Annotated in this window: 19 protein-coding genes; 12 read left to right on the top strand and 7 right to left on the bottom strand. The window is 46.9% G+C overall.

What is annotated here, in order from left to right; translation table 11 throughout:
* Positions 1-421 precede the first annotated feature (421 nt).
* The 3 genes from lpxP (at position 422) to ABLU96_RS25750 (ending at position 2,458) form a co-directional block, all read left to right on the top strand.
* Positions 422-1,336: a kdo(2)-lipid IV(A) palmitoleoyltransferase gene (gene lpxP / locus ABLU96_RS25760; protein ID WP_004138325.1), complete on the top strand. Its 915-nt coding sequence runs from the start codon at positions 422-424 to the stop codon at positions 1,334-1,336.
* Between the two features lie 90 nt (positions 1,337-1,426).
* Positions 1,427-2,065, top strand: a complete 639-nt coding sequence (leuE, locus tag ABLU96_RS25755) for a leucine efflux protein LeuE (RefSeq protein ID WP_025106941.1) — start codon at positions 1,427-1,429, stop codon at positions 2,063-2,065.
* Positions 2,066-2,194: 129 nt separating this feature from the next.
* A complete protein-coding gene (locus tag ABLU96_RS25750) occupies positions 2,195-2,458 on the top strand; it encodes a DUF2534 family protein (protein ID WP_064405309.1) in 264 nt (87 codons plus the stop codon).
* Between the two features lie 48 nt (positions 2,459-2,506).
* Here ABLU96_RS25750 and ABLU96_RS25745 read toward each other — a convergent pair whose 3' ends face one another.
* From ABLU96_RS25745 to ABLU96_RS25725, 5 genes are all read right to left on the bottom strand, one after another.
* Positions 2,507-2,632: a hypothetical protein gene (locus ABLU96_RS25745; RefSeq protein ID WP_086074258.1), complete on the bottom strand. Its 126-nt coding sequence runs from the start codon at positions 2,630-2,632 to the stop codon at positions 2,507-2,509.
* 214 nt (positions 2,633-2,846) lie between these two features.
* Positions 2,847-2,948 carry a YoaK family small membrane protein gene (locus ABLU96_RS25740; protein WP_004101234.1) on the bottom strand — a complete coding sequence of 34 codons (102 nt, stop codon included), beginning with the start codon at positions 2,946-2,948 and terminating at the stop codon, positions 2,847-2,849.
* A gap of 57 nt (positions 2,949-3,005) precedes the next feature.
* Positions 3,006-4,019, bottom strand: a complete 1,014-nt coding sequence (locus ABLU96_RS25735; RefSeq protein WP_025106942.1) for a sensor domain-containing diguanylate cyclase — start codon at positions 4,017-4,019, stop codon at positions 3,006-3,008.
* Between the two features lie 232 nt (positions 4,020-4,251).
* Positions 4,252-5,265, bottom strand: coding sequence for a tyrosine-type recombinase/integrase (locus ABLU96_RS25730; RefSeq protein ID WP_031593607.1), 1,014 nt, complete (start codon positions 5,263-5,265; stop codon positions 4,252-4,254).
* 115 nt (positions 5,266-5,380) lie between these two features.
* Positions 5,381-5,680, bottom strand: coding sequence for a helix-turn-helix transcriptional regulator (locus ABLU96_RS25725; RefSeq protein ID WP_038423230.1), 300 nt, complete (start codon positions 5,678-5,680; stop codon positions 5,381-5,383).
* Positions 5,681-5,802: 122 nt separating this feature from the next.
* Here ABLU96_RS25725 and ABLU96_RS25720 point away from each other — a divergent pair, with 122 nt between their 5' ends.
* The 9 genes from ABLU96_RS25720 (at position 5,803) to ABLU96_RS25680 (ending at position 13,242) form a co-directional block, all read left to right on the top strand.
* Positions 5,803-6,081, top strand: a complete 279-nt coding sequence (locus ABLU96_RS25720; protein ID WP_020806130.1) for a regulatory phage cox family protein — start codon at positions 5,803-5,805, stop codon at positions 6,079-6,081.
* A gap of 20 nt (positions 6,082-6,101) precedes the next feature.
* On the top strand, positions 6,102-6,320 hold the full coding sequence (locus ABLU96_RS25715; RefSeq protein WP_004131515.1) for a hypothetical protein: 219 nt from the start codon (positions 6,102-6,104) through the stop codon (positions 6,318-6,320).
* 15 nt (positions 6,321-6,335) lie between these two features.
* On the top strand, positions 6,336-6,713 hold the full coding sequence (locus ABLU96_RS25710) for a hypothetical protein (RefSeq protein ID WP_023287455.1): 378 nt from the start codon (positions 6,336-6,338) through the stop codon (positions 6,711-6,713).
* Between the two features lie 15 nt (positions 6,714-6,728).
* Positions 6,729-7,001, top strand: a complete 273-nt coding sequence (locus tag ABLU96_RS25705; protein ID WP_023287456.1) for a hypothetical protein — start codon at positions 6,729-6,731, stop codon at positions 6,999-7,001.
* A gap of 68 nt (positions 7,002-7,069) precedes the next feature.
* A complete protein-coding gene (locus ABLU96_RS25700; protein ID WP_004213098.1) occupies positions 7,070-7,294 on the top strand; it encodes a hypothetical protein in 225 nt (74 codons plus the stop codon).
* An 8-nt stretch (positions 7,295-7,302) separates the two neighbouring features.
* Entirely contained in the window at positions 7,303-7,857 is a 555-nt protein-coding gene (locus tag ABLU96_RS25695) for a 3'-5' exonuclease (RefSeq protein ID WP_348862917.1), read from the top strand.
* Positions 7,858-8,089: 232 nt separating this feature from the next.
* A complete protein-coding gene (locus ABLU96_RS25690; RefSeq protein WP_118859995.1) occupies positions 8,090-9,025 on the top strand; it encodes a DNA adenine methylase in 936 nt (311 codons plus the stop codon).
* Positions 9,026-9,063: 38 nt separating this feature from the next.
* Positions 9,064-11,643 carry a replication endonuclease gene (locus ABLU96_RS25685; RefSeq protein ID WP_348862915.1) on the top strand — a complete coding sequence of 860 codons (2,580 nt, stop codon included), beginning with the start codon at positions 9,064-9,066 and terminating at the stop codon, positions 11,641-11,643.
* 447 nt (positions 11,644-12,090) lie between these two features.
* Positions 12,091-13,242, top strand: a complete 1,152-nt coding sequence (locus ABLU96_RS25680) for a DNA cytosine methyltransferase (protein ID WP_142478012.1) — start codon at positions 12,091-12,093, stop codon at positions 13,240-13,242.
* On the opposite strand, the gene ABLU96_RS25675 is transcribed toward ABLU96_RS25680, so the two are convergent.
* Together ABLU96_RS25675 and ABLU96_RS25670 are read right to left on the bottom strand one after the other, a co-directional pair.
* Positions 13,193-14,185 carry an O-methyltransferase gene (locus tag ABLU96_RS25675; RefSeq protein ID WP_142478013.1) on the bottom strand — a complete coding sequence of 331 codons (993 nt, stop codon included), beginning with the start codon at positions 14,183-14,185 and terminating at the stop codon, positions 13,193-13,195. The two genes, ABLU96_RS25680 and ABLU96_RS25675, sit on opposite strands and share 50 nt — an antisense overlap.
* Entirely contained in the window at positions 14,182-15,606 is a 1,425-nt protein-coding gene (locus ABLU96_RS25670; RefSeq protein WP_142478014.1) for an ATP-binding protein, read from the bottom strand. Before ABLU96_RS25670 ends, ABLU96_RS25675 begins: the two co-directional genes overlap by 4 nt.
* Between the last annotated feature and the right edge of the window lie 405 nt (positions 15,607-16,011).

Below are 16,011 nucleotides of genomic sequence, written 5' to 3'. Positions count from 1 at the left end.
GAGGCTTATGGAAGATAAAGGAATAGCCTGTCCGCAAACGTTGTGAAAAGGATAACAGAAAGCAGAGGCTACCCCGACCTCATCTGGATGCAGCCGTACCTCGACGCGGCTTCAGCTGCGGCCTGCGGGTTACCACAGCGACGTTCTGGTTGGAAAAGACGCATACTTTATGTTGAATGATTAGCGCGTTAATCATTCTTGCGGTGGATATTTGAGGTTTATTATTCACTTTTTTATTTACATTTTGTTACAAGTGTGCTGGTATTGTGTTTTTTTCTGTTGGCCTCTTTTTTTACTTGCCGGAGTGAATTTACCAGGATTATTATTGTCTGAACTGCTACACGTACCGCCTAATGACAGATGAAGGGACTCGTTTTTTCCTTAAGCGTTACCTCATGTTCTAATGTTTACAGGAAAAAACATGTCTTACGCTTTTAATAAAAAACTTCTTCATCCCCGTAATTGGGGGACCTGGTTTGGCCTGGGCGTGCTCTGGCTCATCGTCCAGCTTCCTTATCCCGTCTTGCATCTTATCGGTACCAGCGCCGGTCGCGCATCCCGGCGCTTCCTGAAACGCCGTGAGCATATCGCCAGACGCAATCTCGAACTTTGCTTTCCCACCATGTCGCCCGCGGCGCGCGAAAAGCTTATCGAACAGAACTTCATGTCGCTAGGGATGGGTCTGATTGAAACAGGGATGGCATGGTTCTGGAGCGATGAGCGTGTTAAGAAATGGTTTGACGTGGAAGGTATGGTCAATCTCAATAATGCTCTGAGCGAACAAAAAGGCGTGATGGTCGTTGGCGTCCACTTTATGTCGCTTGAACTGGGTGGCCGTACGATGGGGCTGTGTCGTCCGATGATGGCGACCTACCGTCCGCATAATAGCCCGTTAATGGAGTGGGTGCAGACGCGCGGTCGTTTGCGCTCGAACAAGGCGATGATTGACCGTCGTAATTTATCCGGTCTGGTACATGCCTTAAAGTCGGGTGAAGCGGTGTGGTTTGCGCCGGATCAGGACTACGGCCCGAAGGGGAGCGTATTTGCTCCGTTCTTCTCGGTACAGCAGGCAGCAACGACCAACGGTACCTACGTACTCTCTCGTTTGTCGGGCGCGAAAATGCTCACCATCAGCATGGTGCGTAAAGCGGACCGCAGAGGTTATAGCCTGCACATCAGCGACGTCATGAGCGACTATCCTGGCGAAGATAAACAGGATGCGGCAAGCTATATCAACAAGGTTATTGAGAAAGAGATCCTGCGCGCGCCGGAGCAATACCTGTGGGTTCACCGCCGCTTTAAAACCCGTCCGCTGGGCGAAACTTCGCTCTATTAAGCCCTCCGCACTCGCGGCGCTTTCAAAATGGTCCCGGTTGCGTTAACGTGCGCGGGATCATATTTTTTGTTGTAAGCGAAGGAGTGCGTTGTGTTCGCTGAGTTTGGTGTATTGAATTACCTGACCTATCTGGTCGGCGCTATCTTTATCATCCTGGTTCCCGGCCCGAATACCTTTTTTGTCCTCAAGACCGGCATCGCCCACGGCGTTAAAAAAGGGTATCTGGCGGCGGCAGGCGTGTTTATTGGCGATGCGGTGCTGATGTTTCTGGCTTTTGCCGGCGTCGCGACGCTCATCAAGACTACGCCGGTGCTGTTCAATATCGTGCGTTACCTGGGGGCGATTTATCTGCTGTGGATGGGCGGCAAGATGCTCTACGCGGTGTTAACCCAACGTGATGGTCATTCGTCTGCTGATTCCGAGCCGGGCAGCGCGATTCTCAAACGTTCGCTGACCCTTAGCCTGACGAATCCAAAAGCGATTCTTTTTTATGTCTCATTCTTCGTGCAGTTTATTGACGTCAGCGCCAAAACGCCCGGGCTGGCGTTCTTTATTCTGGCGCTGACCCTGGAGATAATCAGCTTCATCTATATGAGCTTTTTGATCCTCTCCGGCTCTTTCGTTACGCGTTACGTGAAGACGAAAAAGAAGCTGGCGAAAATCGGCAACAGTCTGATAGGCCTTGTGTTTGTCGGTTTTGCCGCCCGTCTGGCGACGCTCCAGTCGTAATCGTTGGGGGCCGGTACGCGGGACCGGCCCTATAGTGACTGTCACTGCCTCGTAACAAAATCCCTTCAATTTTGATTGCATTGGTGTTACATATACAGCCGATTATCGCTCAGAAAAAAGGGAACCCGGATGATTCTGCAGAAACTCACCAGCAATAAAAACAGCAAGAAGTTCTTTTTGTCGATCGCGGCGATCTTTGCCATCGCGCTTATCGTGGTTGGGCGCACCACCTTTGGCGGCGTGGTGAGTGAATACAATATGCCGTATTCAGAATGGACGACGTCAATGTTCTTCCTGCAGGGGGCGATGGTCACGGTTTACAGCATTGTGTTTACGCTGCTGTTTTCCATCCCGCTGGGTTTCCTCTTTTTAGGTTCCGACCGCCGGGACTAATTTCATGCAATAAGGCGAACTGAAGTTCGCCTTATTATGTTTCCACGGCTATCGCCAGTCTCTGTCGTCATGATGATGGTGGCGGTGTTGATGGTGATAGCCTGGGTCGACAATACATCCCGATAACAGCGTGCAAAGCGCGAGAATCAACGGCAACACGATCGGTTTTTTCATTTCTCACTTCTCCAGTTAAATCCGTGCGCAAAAACGGGCATGCGCCATCGGCTGATGAGGTGAGTGTATGCTTTTAACTTATTGAGTAGATGAGATAATTCTGCAATCCTTGCCGGAAAGACGCGCGAATAATCCTGGATTTACCACCAGCCCAATTGCGTACCCGCCACGGCGACGATGGCGACAATAAGCATAATTATGGTGCTTTTTTTCATTACGCTCCGCCTGGTGCCGCATAGCCGCCGACAAAAAACCAGCCCAGAAAAACCACGGCAACGATAAAAATAGCCACCGGAAATAGAATACCCAGTCTCATTATTGAGCCCCTGTAAGTGCGAGTCGTGTCGACTATGATACGGGATTTCACCGTAGATTAGTCAATATGAAAAAAACGCCCCTGACGGCGAGACTGCTTATCCTGATACATCGCCTCATCGGCGGCGCGCAGCGCCAGTTCTACGTCGATCTGCCAGGGGTCGGCTTCAATCACCCCAAAACTGGCGCCGGGGTAGTTAATCCGGTGTTCGCCAAGGAAATAGATCCCCGCCAGCGCTTGACGTAACGCGGCGATATACTCCTGCTGGTCGGCTGAATCGGGACCCGGACCGACAATTAAAAACTCATCGCCGCCGAGACGACCTACAATATCGCCGCTGCGCACGCGTGCGGCCAGGCGTTCTCCGATCTGAATCAAAAAGCTGTCGCCGCACGGGTGGCCGAATCGATCGTTGATTGCTTTGAAATCATCGAGATCGATAAAAATCAGCAGCACGCTGCGCTGCTGTTCCCGGGCCTGCGAAAACTGCGCGGCAAGATGCTTAAACAGCGAGCGGCGATTCGGCAAACCCGTAAGCTCGTCGGTATACGAATGCATCTCCAGCGCGACGTTAGCCGCCCGAAGCTGCTGTACCAGCGTCTCTTTCTCAACGTAATGGGAGATGAGGTTGGCAAACAGATTCATCACCTGCTCACCCTCAATGTTATAGGGCTGTCTTGCCCGGCTGGTGGCGCACAGCGTGCCGAATAATGAGCCGTCGGTCAGGCGCACGGGAATGCTGAAAAAGGTGGCGATCCCCAAATCCTGGGCGGCGAGACACGAACGCCAGCGCTCGGCGACATCGTTGCTAAAAATGCAGCGGTCGTCCAGCGCGCGTTTGCACAGCGAGTCGTTCCACGGGACGGAGAACCCTTCGGGGATCTGCATTTCGCTGCTGTTGTGCGCGTACATAATATGCTGGCGCTGCGCGTCGAAGTCGATACGAGTCAGGTAGGTAGATTCCATTCGGGTAACCAGCTCCAGCATCTCAAGCAGCTGTCGCACCAGGGTTTCGAGGGAGTGTTCATTAGCGAGCGTTTGCGACACGCGAGCGAGAATAAAATCGGACATGAGAAATACGGCTCCCGAATGCTAATCGTCACTACCAGCAAATGATGCTAAAAAACAATCAGCGCAGAATTAACAGAGATACACAAAATTTAACACATCTGGGGGGAGAATACCTGCATCCGCGGCGGGAAAAAAAGCCCCGTCGGGTGCGTTAGCCACCCCAGATTCTACGGCTTTCAACGGTGCAATGCGGGGTTGCGCGGCACGCAAGACCATTGAAAGCCATATTTACCTACCTAAGTGTGGACATAATGTGGACATTTTCCGCATCAGCGCCACCTCTCAGCGGGTTAAGCGAGATTGCGTCCTGGAGGTATTCGGGCGCAAAGTGAGCGTAGGCCATAGTTTGCTCAATTCGCGCATGCCCAAGGATCCTCTGTAACGTAATGATGCTTCCCCCATTAATCATAAAGTGCGTCGCGAAACTGTGGCGTAGTGCATGCGTCGCCTGGCCGGTCGGAAGATCAGGTTTTACCTCCCTGAGTATCTGCCTGAAGTCAGAATACGACGCCTTACCAAATAACAACCCTCGCTTACCATCTGCTATGAGTTTTGCCACTTCCGCTGATACTGGAACAGTCCTCTGCTTGTTACTCTTGGTTTTAACGAACGTCACACGGTTCTGTATGATGTTTTCTGCCTTGAGTCGAGCCGCTTCACCCCAACGAGCACCTGTACTTAAACAGAGAACGGCTATCTTCTTGTTGTCGCCATCCAGTCTAAAGAGCAAGTGCTTGATTTCGTCCTCTGTCAGATAGCCAGTTTCGGGGACTTCTTCTTTCAACTTCTTCCTGCCCCTGATCGGATGTTCACCCGAAAACAACTCGGCCTCGATAAGCGCTGTGAACATACCACTGATGCTGTTGAGGTCACGGTTAATGGTAGAAGCTTTAATGCCCTGACTTCTTCTTGCCGCGTAATACTGACTAATCAGCGCTTTCGTAATCTGAAAAGCACAAGGATCGTCGGTAATCCTGCAAAACACGTCTAACTTGTTGCGGTTTATCCGACCATGTTCCTCATGCTTACCTTTCAAATTCCACCAAAGCTGTATCAGTTCAGACAGATGCCGCTTATCCGTCGGTTTTGATAACCATTCTTTGGTGTGGTGGTTGAACTGCGTGTGCTTCTCGAACGCTACAGCTTCACTTTTCTTATCAAACTTCCTGCGGATACGCTTTCCATTGCGACCAGCAGGCCTGATGTCCACTTCATATCGACCATCATCAAGTTTCTTAATAGTCATAAGAAAACCCTCCGATGGGTGCGTTTACCTTTAGGTCTTAACGCGTTGCAATAATGTGATGAATACTTTTCGACCAATAATAGACATTTGAAATGTATGTAAGCCTGGTTAATTGTTAACCAGTCTTTTGGTCTGAGTGCTGCGAGGTTGTTAAGTCTTGCCCAAAGTGTGCGAGGGCCGGTGCGATTTGACCGGATTCAGGCGAAACCTGATCGGTCATAAACCACAGTGTGTATTTGATAAAGCGGGGGTGCTGAAGGATTTTCATAATTGGTTCTATCCCTGGCTTTTTATCTCCAGCCTCGTAGCTACAAAATGAACCATATACAAGGCCTGTTAAGTCGCTGAATTGCCTTCTGTTTAACCTTTCTGACTCTCGAATGAGCTTTATCTTTTCATGGATCGGTGTTGACATGAAATCACCTATAGTAGAATATTAAACCTATCGATGATATTTTTAATCGATAGATGAATAACCAATAGGAGCAACTATTGCCCATTAAGAGCAATTAATTACCCCAAAGGAGAATGTAACAGATGAGCAAACAGCTTGTAAGTAGCACGGATGCTGTGCCTTATCAGGAGTTCGCCAGACTCATCGGGAAAACCCCTGCTGCGGTGAAGGGCATGATCGAAAAAGGGAAGCTACCTGTAATCGAGATGACCGATCCTCAGTCAACTTCTGGCCGTGCGGGAGAGTACTGGGTTTACCTTCCAGCCTGGAACAACGGCATGAAACTGGCCTACGAAAGTCGTCCAAAGGAGATCAGGGAAGGGTGGTTGATGTGGCTTGGTCTCGGTGAGCCAGGTCGATAGCTGGTTTCAGGAGAGGAAACATGAAGAACGGTAGCCGCGGATCAGTATCACAGCTCAATAGCAAAACCAGCCTCTACTGTGGTTTTACTATTCTGAAACTCCCACGCAAAAAACCGTACAACCGCCAGCGCTATCAAATTACGCACACAGGCCATTATTACGGCATTGACTTTGCTTTATCCGAAGCATGCCGAACGATTGACAGAATCATGAGTAAAAAGCGGTTTATTGCTTTTTAATCTCTGGGGGCGAAAATGAAACTCGAATATGCAGACAAAATTAACTCGCTTTTACAATGCTTCCATTTCAATAAAGAGTTTCTGGAATGGAATCATGATTACTCTCTCCAGCTTTTACGCCACGGCGTATCCCACCTCTATCATTTCGCGATGCTTCAAGGCGAGAATGATGAATGCACTCTTGAAGAACTCCGCAACATCATTATTGCCGTGACCGATGGCGACATCCCTAAACCATACGACCTGCTATCCCTCGACGCTGAGCAACTGAAGAAGGCTATGGTGTTTGCCAAGACGCCGGCGGTAACCGTAGAAGTTACACCGGAGATCTTGCAACACCTGAAACTGGGAGCTAAAGCCTCCTGGCGGCTCGAGCCACCTCGCTTTAACTGATCATCGGAGTACGCCATGTTCACCGAAGAAAAAACATCTTGGGAACAGGAAATGCTGATCCGAGAGGCAATGGAAAGTGCAGAGCATGGGTTCACTGTACATCTAAAAAACGGTGCTCGTATCACCATTACTTCAAAAAGCCCGACTAAAGATTTAATAATTTTTGGGCTAGAAAAGGCAATTCGCGGTAATCACGAACGCGCTCGAATGACCTTTATTGATTTCATGTATTACTGGCATGAAAGAATATTTAAGCAGATTAAAAGAAAACCGCGTTCAAACAATTAACTAACCCGCCTTAAAAATAACGGCATTCACTTTGCCGGGGATTCGTTTTGCCTTAATCAGGAGGTTGCATGTCGGTTACGTCAATAAAGCCGGAAGGCGGAATAAGCGATCCAGAGTTTATGGGAATCAGCACCAATGCGCGCAAAGGCGAGCGCGCCCATTTACTCGGATTGCTGCGCATCCGTATGGGCCTGCTGAAAGAGCAAGGCCTTACCCCCGAAGAGATTTATTCAGCACTTGAGCAGTGGATAGCCAACCACGAAACAATCACCAGCGAGGGCAGTAGACCATGAATCACTTAATGATCGATTTGATTAACGTTAATAAGAAACCGTCATCACCTCTGTGTGCCATTGAAGCTGTGTTTTTTGAGCCCTCAACAGGGCAGATCGGAAAGGTTTTTTATTCTTCGATAGACATTCGTAAATCTGAAAGCTTGAAGGGCCGTATCAGCATTAGTACGGCATTCGATTGGATGAAAAAAGACTCTCACTGGCGCGCCGAAGTAATGAGCGCAACCGAAGCTGAAGAAGATGCACTTTGCAGCCTTGCTGCTTTCATCGCCGACAATACCTGTCCCCGGAACGCGGCGTTATTCGTATGGTTCAAAGATGCCCCGGAAAAACTGGTTTCACTTCGTTATGCCGTGGATCGCTCAGAGGTGTCTGGCATCTTTCCTGAAGGTACAAAATTCCGCTGCATTCGTTCACTTCTCGACCTTGCCGCTGCCACAGATTATGCACCTCACGCGAGGAGCGCACTTGCACGTTACACGCTCACTGACGCGCTCTATCAAGCGGAGCAAGTCTGCGAAATCTGGCAGCGCCTGACCTCACCACACATTGAATCACTCTGAGGGCTGCTATGCATTCGCATCTGTCAGTTGTTTGCAACGCGCCGCTGCCGGTTTGTAACAGGGCGCTTGCCGCCCTGAAATCCTTTTCTCGCGGCCAGCGTAATTACTCTCGCGTCAAGCCACACGCCTATCTCGTGATCCGTATTGGCCTCCGTTGGCGTTTGCTCAGTAAAAACGGCGGTAAGCAGTGGCGACTGATGACACATGAAACCTACAACCAGGAGTGTCGCAAATGATTAAGTCACCTTTGAAATGGGCGGGCGGCAAAACCCGAGTTATGCCGCAGTTGCTGAAGTACCTGCCGAAAGCTGATTGCCTGATTGAGCCATTTGTTGGCAGCGGTACTGTATTTATGAATACGGAATACCGCCGCTATGTGCTTTGTGATAGCAATCGAGCACTGATCAATTTCTTCCTCGCGCTCAGGGAAGACCCAGAAAGATTGATACTGATCGCCAGGAACGTATTCAGAAATGGCAATAACGAAGATAGCTATTACGAAGAGCGCAAGTTGTTCAACCACCTGTCGTGGGATGACGAGTGTGCAGATGATTACGTTGTACGGTGGGCGGCCTCATTTTTATACCTGAACCGCCACTGCTTTAACGGGCTTTATCGCACCAATAGGGATGGCGGTTTCAATGTCCCTTTTGGCAGCTATAAGGAGCCTTATTTTCCAGAAGCCGAAATGCGCTTGTTTGCCGAAAAGGCGCGGGATACTCACGCGCTCTTTCTTTGTAATGATTTTCGTACTTCTATTCCGTACGTTGCAAGGAACCGCTTGGACTCCGTGATTTACTGCGATCCGCCGTACATCCCGACTAGCAAAACAGCCAATTTTACCGCTTACGGCAAGCCATTTACCCTGGACGATCACCGCGCTTTGGTTACGGCGCTACTGGACGTTAATCGCCGGCATGGCATGCGCTCGGTCATCTCAAATAGCGACACACCAGAAACCCGCGAGATCTACTCCGCTTTCAATCTCCACGCTTTCAGGGTTCGCCGTTCCGTTAGCGCCAAAAGCCGCGATATGGCCGGTGAAGTGATTGGCGTACTTCGTGTGTGTGGTGGTTGCGGTCGTTCTGGTAGTGGAGGTTGTCCGGACTGTGGGGCGGTGATGGGTGATGCGACTTATGCCGAAGTGTTTGCTGCGCCAGCTTGTTGAGGCGTTGACCTGGCAAAATAAGATAACGACGGTGAGCTATGCCTGATTCCACAGCCCTGGCATGGAGCTGGAATGCCCCACGGCGGGTTATTAATCCAAGCGACGCCGAAGAGCCTGCAATTGAGTATCTCACCCCCAAAGGCGAGCGTAAGGCGCTTGCCTATAGCGAACTTGTTGATGTTGTTTATCGGGTACCGTTGCGCCCTCGTGATGAGGAGGCGCGCAGGGCATTTGATCGCGCAAGACTGGCGCGTCATCTGCGGCGCCGCGTCCAGGCTCTCCCTACGTTTATCCGCAAGCGTTTTTCAATGCACCTGGAAACTCTGGACCGTAGGGACCCGAAAGAGGCTGTACGCTGGTTATTCAACACGTTCGAGCGTCATGTATTGCGTCGTGTTGATGCGGTAAACGCACAATATCTGCCACAAAGTAATCTGCCTGCAATTCTCTTTCCGCTACGTGATGATTTTCATCTGCTGCCATGGGCAGATAAAAAGCGCCTGAAACGACTGGCCTATAGGCTCGCCAATCTGATGAAAAGCGAGTTTATGCGCGAGTTTGATTTTCGGTACGAGAAAACGGCAGATGTGGAGTTTTCCACGATCTACGCTTACGGCGCCATTGCCAGTAAAGCGACCTCACTCAACATTGCGATCCCTGGCTGGAAACAGTATTGCGATGAAGTACTGACAGCAGAAGATGCATTACGTGTCATTGCCAGACTTCAAAAGGAAAAGTGGTGGCTAGTTAAGCTCCGCAAAATTCATGACCGCTGGCGTGAGCACCTCATGATCGCCACTAGCTACGTCAGCAAAGTGGCATCCCCTTATTGCTCTGAACCTTGCCTCAGGGAGTGGGTAGCTCAAAAAAAAGCCAACTTTGAATACCTTCAGGCGATGGAACTGGAAGACCAGGACACTGGCGAGCGTACCTCCTTGCTCGATAAGGTCATGGGCAGCGTTTCCAACCCGAAGATCGCCCGTCATGAATTGATGGTGCGCATGCGCGGTTTTGAGGATATGGCTAACGAGATGGGACTGGTTGGCATGTTCTACACGTTGACCGCACCGTCACGTTATCACGCCACGCATGTGCATTCCGGCAAGCGCAACGATAAATACTGCAATGCCAGCCCACGCAAAACTCAAAAGTACCTTTGCAACGTCTGGTCACGTGTACGCGCCAAATGGGGAAGGGAAGGCATCCGCACATTTGGTTTTCGTGTAGCCGAACCACATCACGACGGAACGCCGCACTGGCACCTGCTGTTATTTCTCCACCCTGAAGAGGTGGCGCTTGCCACTGAAATTTTTCATGAGTACGCCCTCCAGGTGGATGGAAGCGAACCCGGCGCGGCTCAGTATCGTTTTACTGGCAAACCAATTGATGAAGAGTTTGGATCGGCAACGGGATACATCGCGAAGTACATCTCAAAAAATATCGACGGTTATGGCATGGATGGCGAGTTTGATCACGAGTCAGGCAAGCCCGTTAAAGAGATGGCAAAGCGTGTGCGGGCGTGGGCTTCGCGCTGGAGTATTCGCCAGTTCCAGCAGATTGGCGGCGCGCCTGTATCCACCTGGCGGGAGCTGCGGCGGCTAGGAAGTCGTGAGCTTGTCTTACACCCGGAACTTGAAGCTGCCCGCGCTGCTGCTGATGCGCCCGACTGGCCGGGATACATCAACGCCCAGGGCGGCCCGTTTGTAACCCGTGATTGCCTGCGCGTGCGCCTCAATTACGAATACACCGAAAACGGCAATGATTATGGTGACACGGTCGCCAAAATTACTGGCGTTTATTGTCCTTTTACGATCAGTGAATCGGTCATTTATACCCGTACCAACGATTACAAAATCGTACCGAAGCATAAGCCATCGCAGGTCGAGAATTTGACCTTAGAAGGCCGCGACGCGGCCCCTTGGAGTTCTGTCAATAACTGTACGGGCCGCTCAGAATCGGATGAAAAGCCTCCGTCAGAAAGGACAGAAATTCCGCAGAATATCGAAGAGTTAAGACGATATTCACGCCTGCAAAGGCAGGAGATCACCGACAGATTGAGGAAAGAGCCCCGCGACAGCTCAGATAAAGCATTTGTGCGCGTCTCACGAGAGTTGCGCACGTCGGTTTATGACGGATCCGCACTATCGTGGGGACCGAAGGTTACCGCTGGTAAAGACATGAGTATGGCACCGGAAGAAGCAGATCAGCGCTGGCGTGAGCAGCTACAACTTGAAGCGAAACAGCGGGCAGAAAACTATACCGCCGCGGCTGCTGAATATCTGAGGAAAAAGGCAGCAGCAGATTTGCAGTCGCCAAGACAGAGAGATACGGAGCTAAATGACAAAATCACCGAAGAAGCAATCGTCAGCGTTGGCGACCAGCTGCGCAACTGCCGGATCTTCATCAGCGATAAAGTGGTAAGGTCGATTGCTGACGGCGCTCGCATTCGCCACGGCGGCAAAGTTTACGCTATCAGCAACGGGATTCTGCGGCAGACAACAGTGGATGACGCTGGTAATAAAGACCGAGCAACAACTGAACATATGGCAGCGCATGATCTGGTCACGCGTTGGAAGAAAGCGGCTAGACAAAAAACTGAAGCAAGGGGGAAAGAATGAAACCAGGATGAATCAGCTACTTCGAAGGGTAAGACGCAGCATAACACTATATCTACAACGGAAATGGAGCGGTAACCGCAGAGCACGGTAATGATGAGTGTATCGATCCATCAGAGCTAACAGATCAGCATCGCGACTTTTTTCTGAAAAAGGCTAAAGAGACCAATAGTCTCGTTACCTGGAGTGTCATCAAAAAAATATGAAATTGTGACATGGTGGCCAGTACTGCAAATTTTGACGGTGCTGATCATTTAATCGGGTATGATCAGCCAGCTAAGTGCTTGGCGATCATAGTGGCATTAAGTGCGGTCAAGCGTAAATTATGACCCTGTTAGGTGGCTGCTGCATGTAATGACCGTCCCAAATGTCACGAAATCTTTAGTAAAACAGAATAGTGATGGTATAATGTTTGGTCATCAGTTTAAAATTTAGCATGGTTATTCGAAAATGAATGTGGTTGATTTATACTCAGGGGTTGGCGGTTTGAGTTTAGGTGCTTCAAGGGCGGGTTTTAATATAGCTGGAGCTGTTGAGCTAGATGCGCATGCTATTTTTTCACATTCACTGAATTTCCCAAAATCTAATCATATACATAAAGATGTCAGTAAACTTTCAGCCCAGGATATTTTATCAGCATGTAACATAAATGAAATAGATTGTGTAATAGGTGGTCCTCCTTGCCAGGGATTCAGTTCTATTGGCAAAGGAAATGCTGATGATAGCCGTAATGAGTTATACATCCATTTTTTTAGGCTTGTCAGCGAACTAACCCCAATTTGTTTTTTGGCTGAAAATGTGCCTGGTATCATGAGTGAGAAGTATAATTCAGTAAGAGCTAAAGCATTTTCGCTGGTAAATGACCGTTATTTTTTGTTACATCCAATTAAAGTTAATGCCTCTAATTATGGTGCACCAACTACAAGAACACGTATTTTCTTTATAGGCATTAGAAAAGACTTTTCGCAGCAATTAAAAGAATCGGATTTTTTCCCAAAACATACAGTAGAACAAACATTAGTTAAAGAAGCATTGTATGGTTTACCTCGTGTAATAAAAAAGGAATGGCAGGAAGAAAGTCAGGGTTGGCGCAGTGTGAAAATGGATAAGACGGGATACTTTTTCGATCGCCTTTGGGGGCATATTCCTAAAAATGTGGGAGATATTGAATCACTTAATAATTTGAGTAAAGGATTGGTTTCTGGTTTTCTTGGCACAGTGCATAGTGAACAAATCATTGAAAGATATGGAAACCTTTCATTCGGAGAAACCGACAAAATCTCACGATCTCAGAGATTAAATCCTAATGGCTTTTGCCCAACGCTTAGGGCAGGTACTGGTAGCGACAAGGGAAGTTTCCAAGCTGTACGACCAATTCATCCAACTCAACCGAGAGTTATAACCCCACGGGAAGCCGCTAGATTACAAGGGTTTCCGGACTGGTTTCGATTTCACGCAACTAAATGGCATAGTTTTAGGCAGATAGGTAATAGCGTTAGTCCACTAGTTGCCGAGGCAATGCTATTACCCTTATATCATTTCTGCGCCAATGTCAAAAGAGAACCTTCGAATACCATGGAACAACCTTGTAGTATTCGATGAAATTACTTAGATCTACATTGGCTCCTGAAGAGTTAGAGCCAATGTAGTAACCAAGATTTTCATGGATATTATCTACAGAAGCTTCAGGTAATAGTGATTCGATATGAATCCTTTCTTTTAACGACATTGCCGGAACATTGATATTTTTCGGTGCTCTCCATTCACCAGCATAGAAGGGCCAATTTTTTATTCGGGATGAATTTAAAAAAATGGCCTCTTCTTCATTTGAGTTTTCAAGAACAATCGCTGTTAAAGTGACCATTTGCTGCCCATCTTTATAAACAAATGATGTTAAGGGATGAATTCTTATATCAGGTCGTCCTTTCAGACCATTCTCGACCGCTCGTTTCATCGCTTTTACAAGTAATGCTGGATACTTTTTAAAAGATACATCTCCTTCTTCCATATTTGTTGGGGTGAAGTTTTCTGTAAGAATATCAGAAATTCTACGATATCTATGGGGTCTTGGATCGAGTTCTTCAGGATTTTTACCTAAAAATTCCGGATTTGCATTTAAAGTAACTTTAAAAATATCTTTTGGCTTAAGCTTAGTTATCAGATTAACCAGTTCATTTAATTGCGAATTAAGCTCTGAGGGCATTGCATAGTCGAGCCAAATGATGGTTTTATCATCAAAGTTATAGCGGTTAATAAAGTCGCCACTCATCTCGGGAGCATTGCCTAAGTCAATACAGGATAGTGGTTTATTGAATTCTTGTCGGCGATGAACATTTTCATCACCCTCAATGGAAATCATCTTATTTACTTTTAGCAGGTTATGAACTTGTTTGAAATCCTCAAGAAATGGTCCACCAAAACCTATATAAACGTATTCGGAAATATTTGTGTAATTATTCAATCTCCTTAATGATTCCATAAAGAGATTCCTTTCTATGGCTTTGTTCTGCCTTAAATGATATGGAATGCTTCCGCCACTACTCATTTTTTTGCCTTTTTCAGAAATGCATCGAAACAGAACTGGCCAACTTCAGTCGGCGGCTGAGTTGCATCATCAAAAAGAAATTCTGATACTAATTTTATTTCGCTATGACGACGGCTAAATTTTATCTGACGTACTGGGTCTGTATCACGCGGTAATGGTAGTTTTGGTTTGAATACTTCTCCACCAATAGATCGGCGTACAGTACTCCATTTTTCCTTCGGAATGGATTTTGTAAAATCAGTTTCCGTTGTAGAAACCATATTAGATGCCGTGCTTACGATCTGTTTTCTTTCATCAGAGTTGCTTTTCCACTTATTTGTGAAATCTGTAAAGAATTTAAGCCCCTCTCTCATAAAATCTTTAGTCGAGAGATATATTTCAGAGTTGCCATCAACACCACGTTTAGTTGTTGTAATAGGGAGCAATTCGGCATTTGAAGATGTGAAAATTACTACTCCGGAAATACCAATGAACTGTGTATGGTATTGAGGTACACCAGCTTCTCCCCATCCGGTAAGCTTTGATTTATCAGCATGAAGTACAACACGGTCATTACATATAATGGTCCAACCAGCTTTTTCGGTTGTTGAACGTCCAGATAATAAATTATCCTCTTCCTCTTCACTTGGTAAATTACGATAAAAACCTACAGCGACTTTAATAGATACGCCATTAGTCGTATTTTTATAAACGTATGGAGCGATACCGTCAGTGTTATTTTTTATTGAATCTTCATCAAGTATTAAACTTGTGCTGTTTGCTTTTACGATTATACCGTTAACTTTAACTTCAAACCCTTTTTTTATTATTAAGCTATAGTGGTTTGCTATGATGTTAATTAATTCCGCTTCGAATCCACGATCTTTTGAAAGTGAAGCTTTAATATCTTTCCTTAAATTTTGTATATTAATGCTTACACCTGATTCATCAAGATTCACTTCGTTTCTTTCTAATTCTAAAGACCAATTGTTATCATCAGACATCCATTCTGGCGTGATATTAACCGAAAATTGCTCACTATCTGTTTTACTCAGTATTTGTGCAGAGGTTCCTATTTTAAAAATTGCGCGCTTCATTCCTATGCCATAGACTCCAATTGTTGGTAACTCTTCAGCTTCTCTTTCTGAAGGTCTTCCTAGTCTAAATGCATAATTTTCAGCAAGTTTCCCTGGGATACCACCGCAGTTATCAGTTATTTTGAAACTATTCTCATCGAATTCAATATGAGCATAATACCCATCGTAAACATTTGATTTTCCGAATGTTTGTTCTGGGGTGAAGTTATTTTTCCTCAAAACTCCATCCAAACAGTTATCCAGTAAATCTAAGATAGAGTCAGATAACTCTATATCCCTGGTAAGCATCTCAACAAAAAATCGTTTTGCCGGGAATGCTGTGATTGTAACGTTTGGTGAAACCATAAGTTATCCTTTTATACTATAACTCTAATATCCATCAACACGGCTTTGTACAACAGTTTGAAGTGATGGTGCTATGCTAAAAGCTGCTTAATTGTGCAACAAAACACATACAAAAAAAAGAAGTTTATGTGCAAAATTTTTCTGCATAACGAGTTGATATAATGGGATATTATGACGGCTGTTATATCTGGGTTGTATGCTAAATGTGCTGATTGGATAGTTAATGTGTCCTGTAATTGTCGATTTTAGCCAACAAGTGTAACCTTATACGGGAAGCGCCTTGATTGATCATAGTATGCGCATGCATAGATAATCCATACGGTTTCTTTTGAGCTCATCATAAAGCGTCAGTAAGAAATGTTGTATAACCGCTGTATTGAAAAAATCCGTGAGAAACTTAACATT

It is taken from the genome of Klebsiella sp. CN_Kp106 (assembly GCF_040064575.1).
In the GTDB taxonomy this organism is placed as follows: Bacteria; Pseudomonadota; Gammaproteobacteria; order Enterobacterales; family Enterobacteriaceae; genus Klebsiella; species Klebsiella michiganensis.
Note: the sequence above shows the minus strand (reverse complement) of the source record. Positions and strands in the feature narration are given on the sequence as shown.

What these genes read in the sequence shown, in the direction of transcription:
- ABLU96_RS25725 (WP_038423230.1), bottom strand. Translation starts at nt 5,680, where the DNA reads ATGTCAACACCGATCCATGAAAAGATAAAGCTCATTCGAGAGTCAGAA.
- ABLU96_RS25735 (WP_025106942.1), bottom strand. Translation starts at nt 4,019, where the DNA reads ATGTCCGATTTTATTCTCGCTCGCGTGTCGCAAACGCTCGCTAATGAA.
- ABLU96_RS25695 (WP_348862917.1), top strand. Translation starts at nt 7,303, where the DNA reads ATGATCGATTTGATTAACGTTAATAAGAAACCGTCATCACCTCTGTGT.
- lpxP (WP_004138325.1), top strand. Translation starts at nt 422, where the DNA reads ATGTCTTACGCTTTTAATAAAAAACTTCTTCATCCCCGTAATTGGGGG.
- ABLU96_RS25700 (WP_004213098.1), top strand. Translation starts at nt 7,070, where the DNA reads ATGTCGGTTACGTCAATAAAGCCGGAAGGCGGAATAAGCGATCCAGAG.
- ABLU96_RS25685 (WP_348862915.1), top strand. Translation starts at nt 9,064, where the DNA reads ATGCCTGATTCCACAGCCCTGGCATGGAGCTGGAATGCCCCACGGCGG.
- ABLU96_RS25710 (WP_023287455.1), top strand. Translation starts at nt 6,336, where the DNA reads ATGAAACTCGAATATGCAGACAAAATTAACTCGCTTTTACAATGCTTC.
- ABLU96_RS25690 (WP_118859995.1), top strand. Translation starts at nt 8,090, where the DNA reads ATGATTAAGTCACCTTTGAAATGGGCGGGCGGCAAAACCCGAGTTATG.
- ABLU96_RS25715 (WP_004131515.1), top strand. Translation starts at nt 6,102, where the DNA reads ATGAAGAACGGTAGCCGCGGATCAGTATCACAGCTCAATAGCAAAACC.
- ABLU96_RS25705 (WP_023287456.1), top strand. Translation starts at nt 6,729, where the DNA reads ATGTTCACCGAAGAAAAAACATCTTGGGAACAGGAAATGCTGATCCGA.
- ABLU96_RS25745 (WP_086074258.1), bottom strand. Translation starts at nt 2,632, where the DNA reads ATGAAAAAACCGATCGTGTTGCCGTTGATTCTCGCGCTTTGCACGCTG.
- ABLU96_RS25740 (WP_004101234.1), bottom strand. Translation starts at nt 2,948, where the DNA reads ATGAGACTGGGTATTCTATTTCCGGTGGCTATTTTTATCGTTGCCGTG.
- ABLU96_RS25730 (WP_031593607.1), bottom strand. Translation starts at nt 5,265, where the DNA reads ATGACTATTAAGAAACTTGATGATGGTCGATATGAAGTGGACATCAGG.
- ABLU96_RS25750 (WP_064405309.1), top strand. Translation starts at nt 2,195, where the DNA reads ATGATTCTGCAGAAACTCACCAGCAATAAAAACAGCAAGAAGTTCTTT.
- ABLU96_RS25720 (WP_020806130.1), top strand. Translation starts at nt 5,803, where the DNA reads ATGAGCAAACAGCTTGTAAGTAGCACGGATGCTGTGCCTTATCAGGAG.
- ABLU96_RS25680 (WP_142478012.1), top strand. Translation starts at nt 12,091, where the DNA reads ATGAATGTGGTTGATTTATACTCAGGGGTTGGCGGTTTGAGTTTAGGT.
- ABLU96_RS25675 (WP_142478013.1), bottom strand. Translation starts at nt 14,185, where the DNA reads ATGAGTAGTGGCGGAAGCATTCCATATCATTTAAGGCAGAACAAAGCC.
- ABLU96_RS25670 (WP_142478014.1), bottom strand. Translation starts at nt 15,606, where the DNA reads ATGGTTTCACCAAACGTTACAATCACAGCATTCCCGGCAAAACGATTT.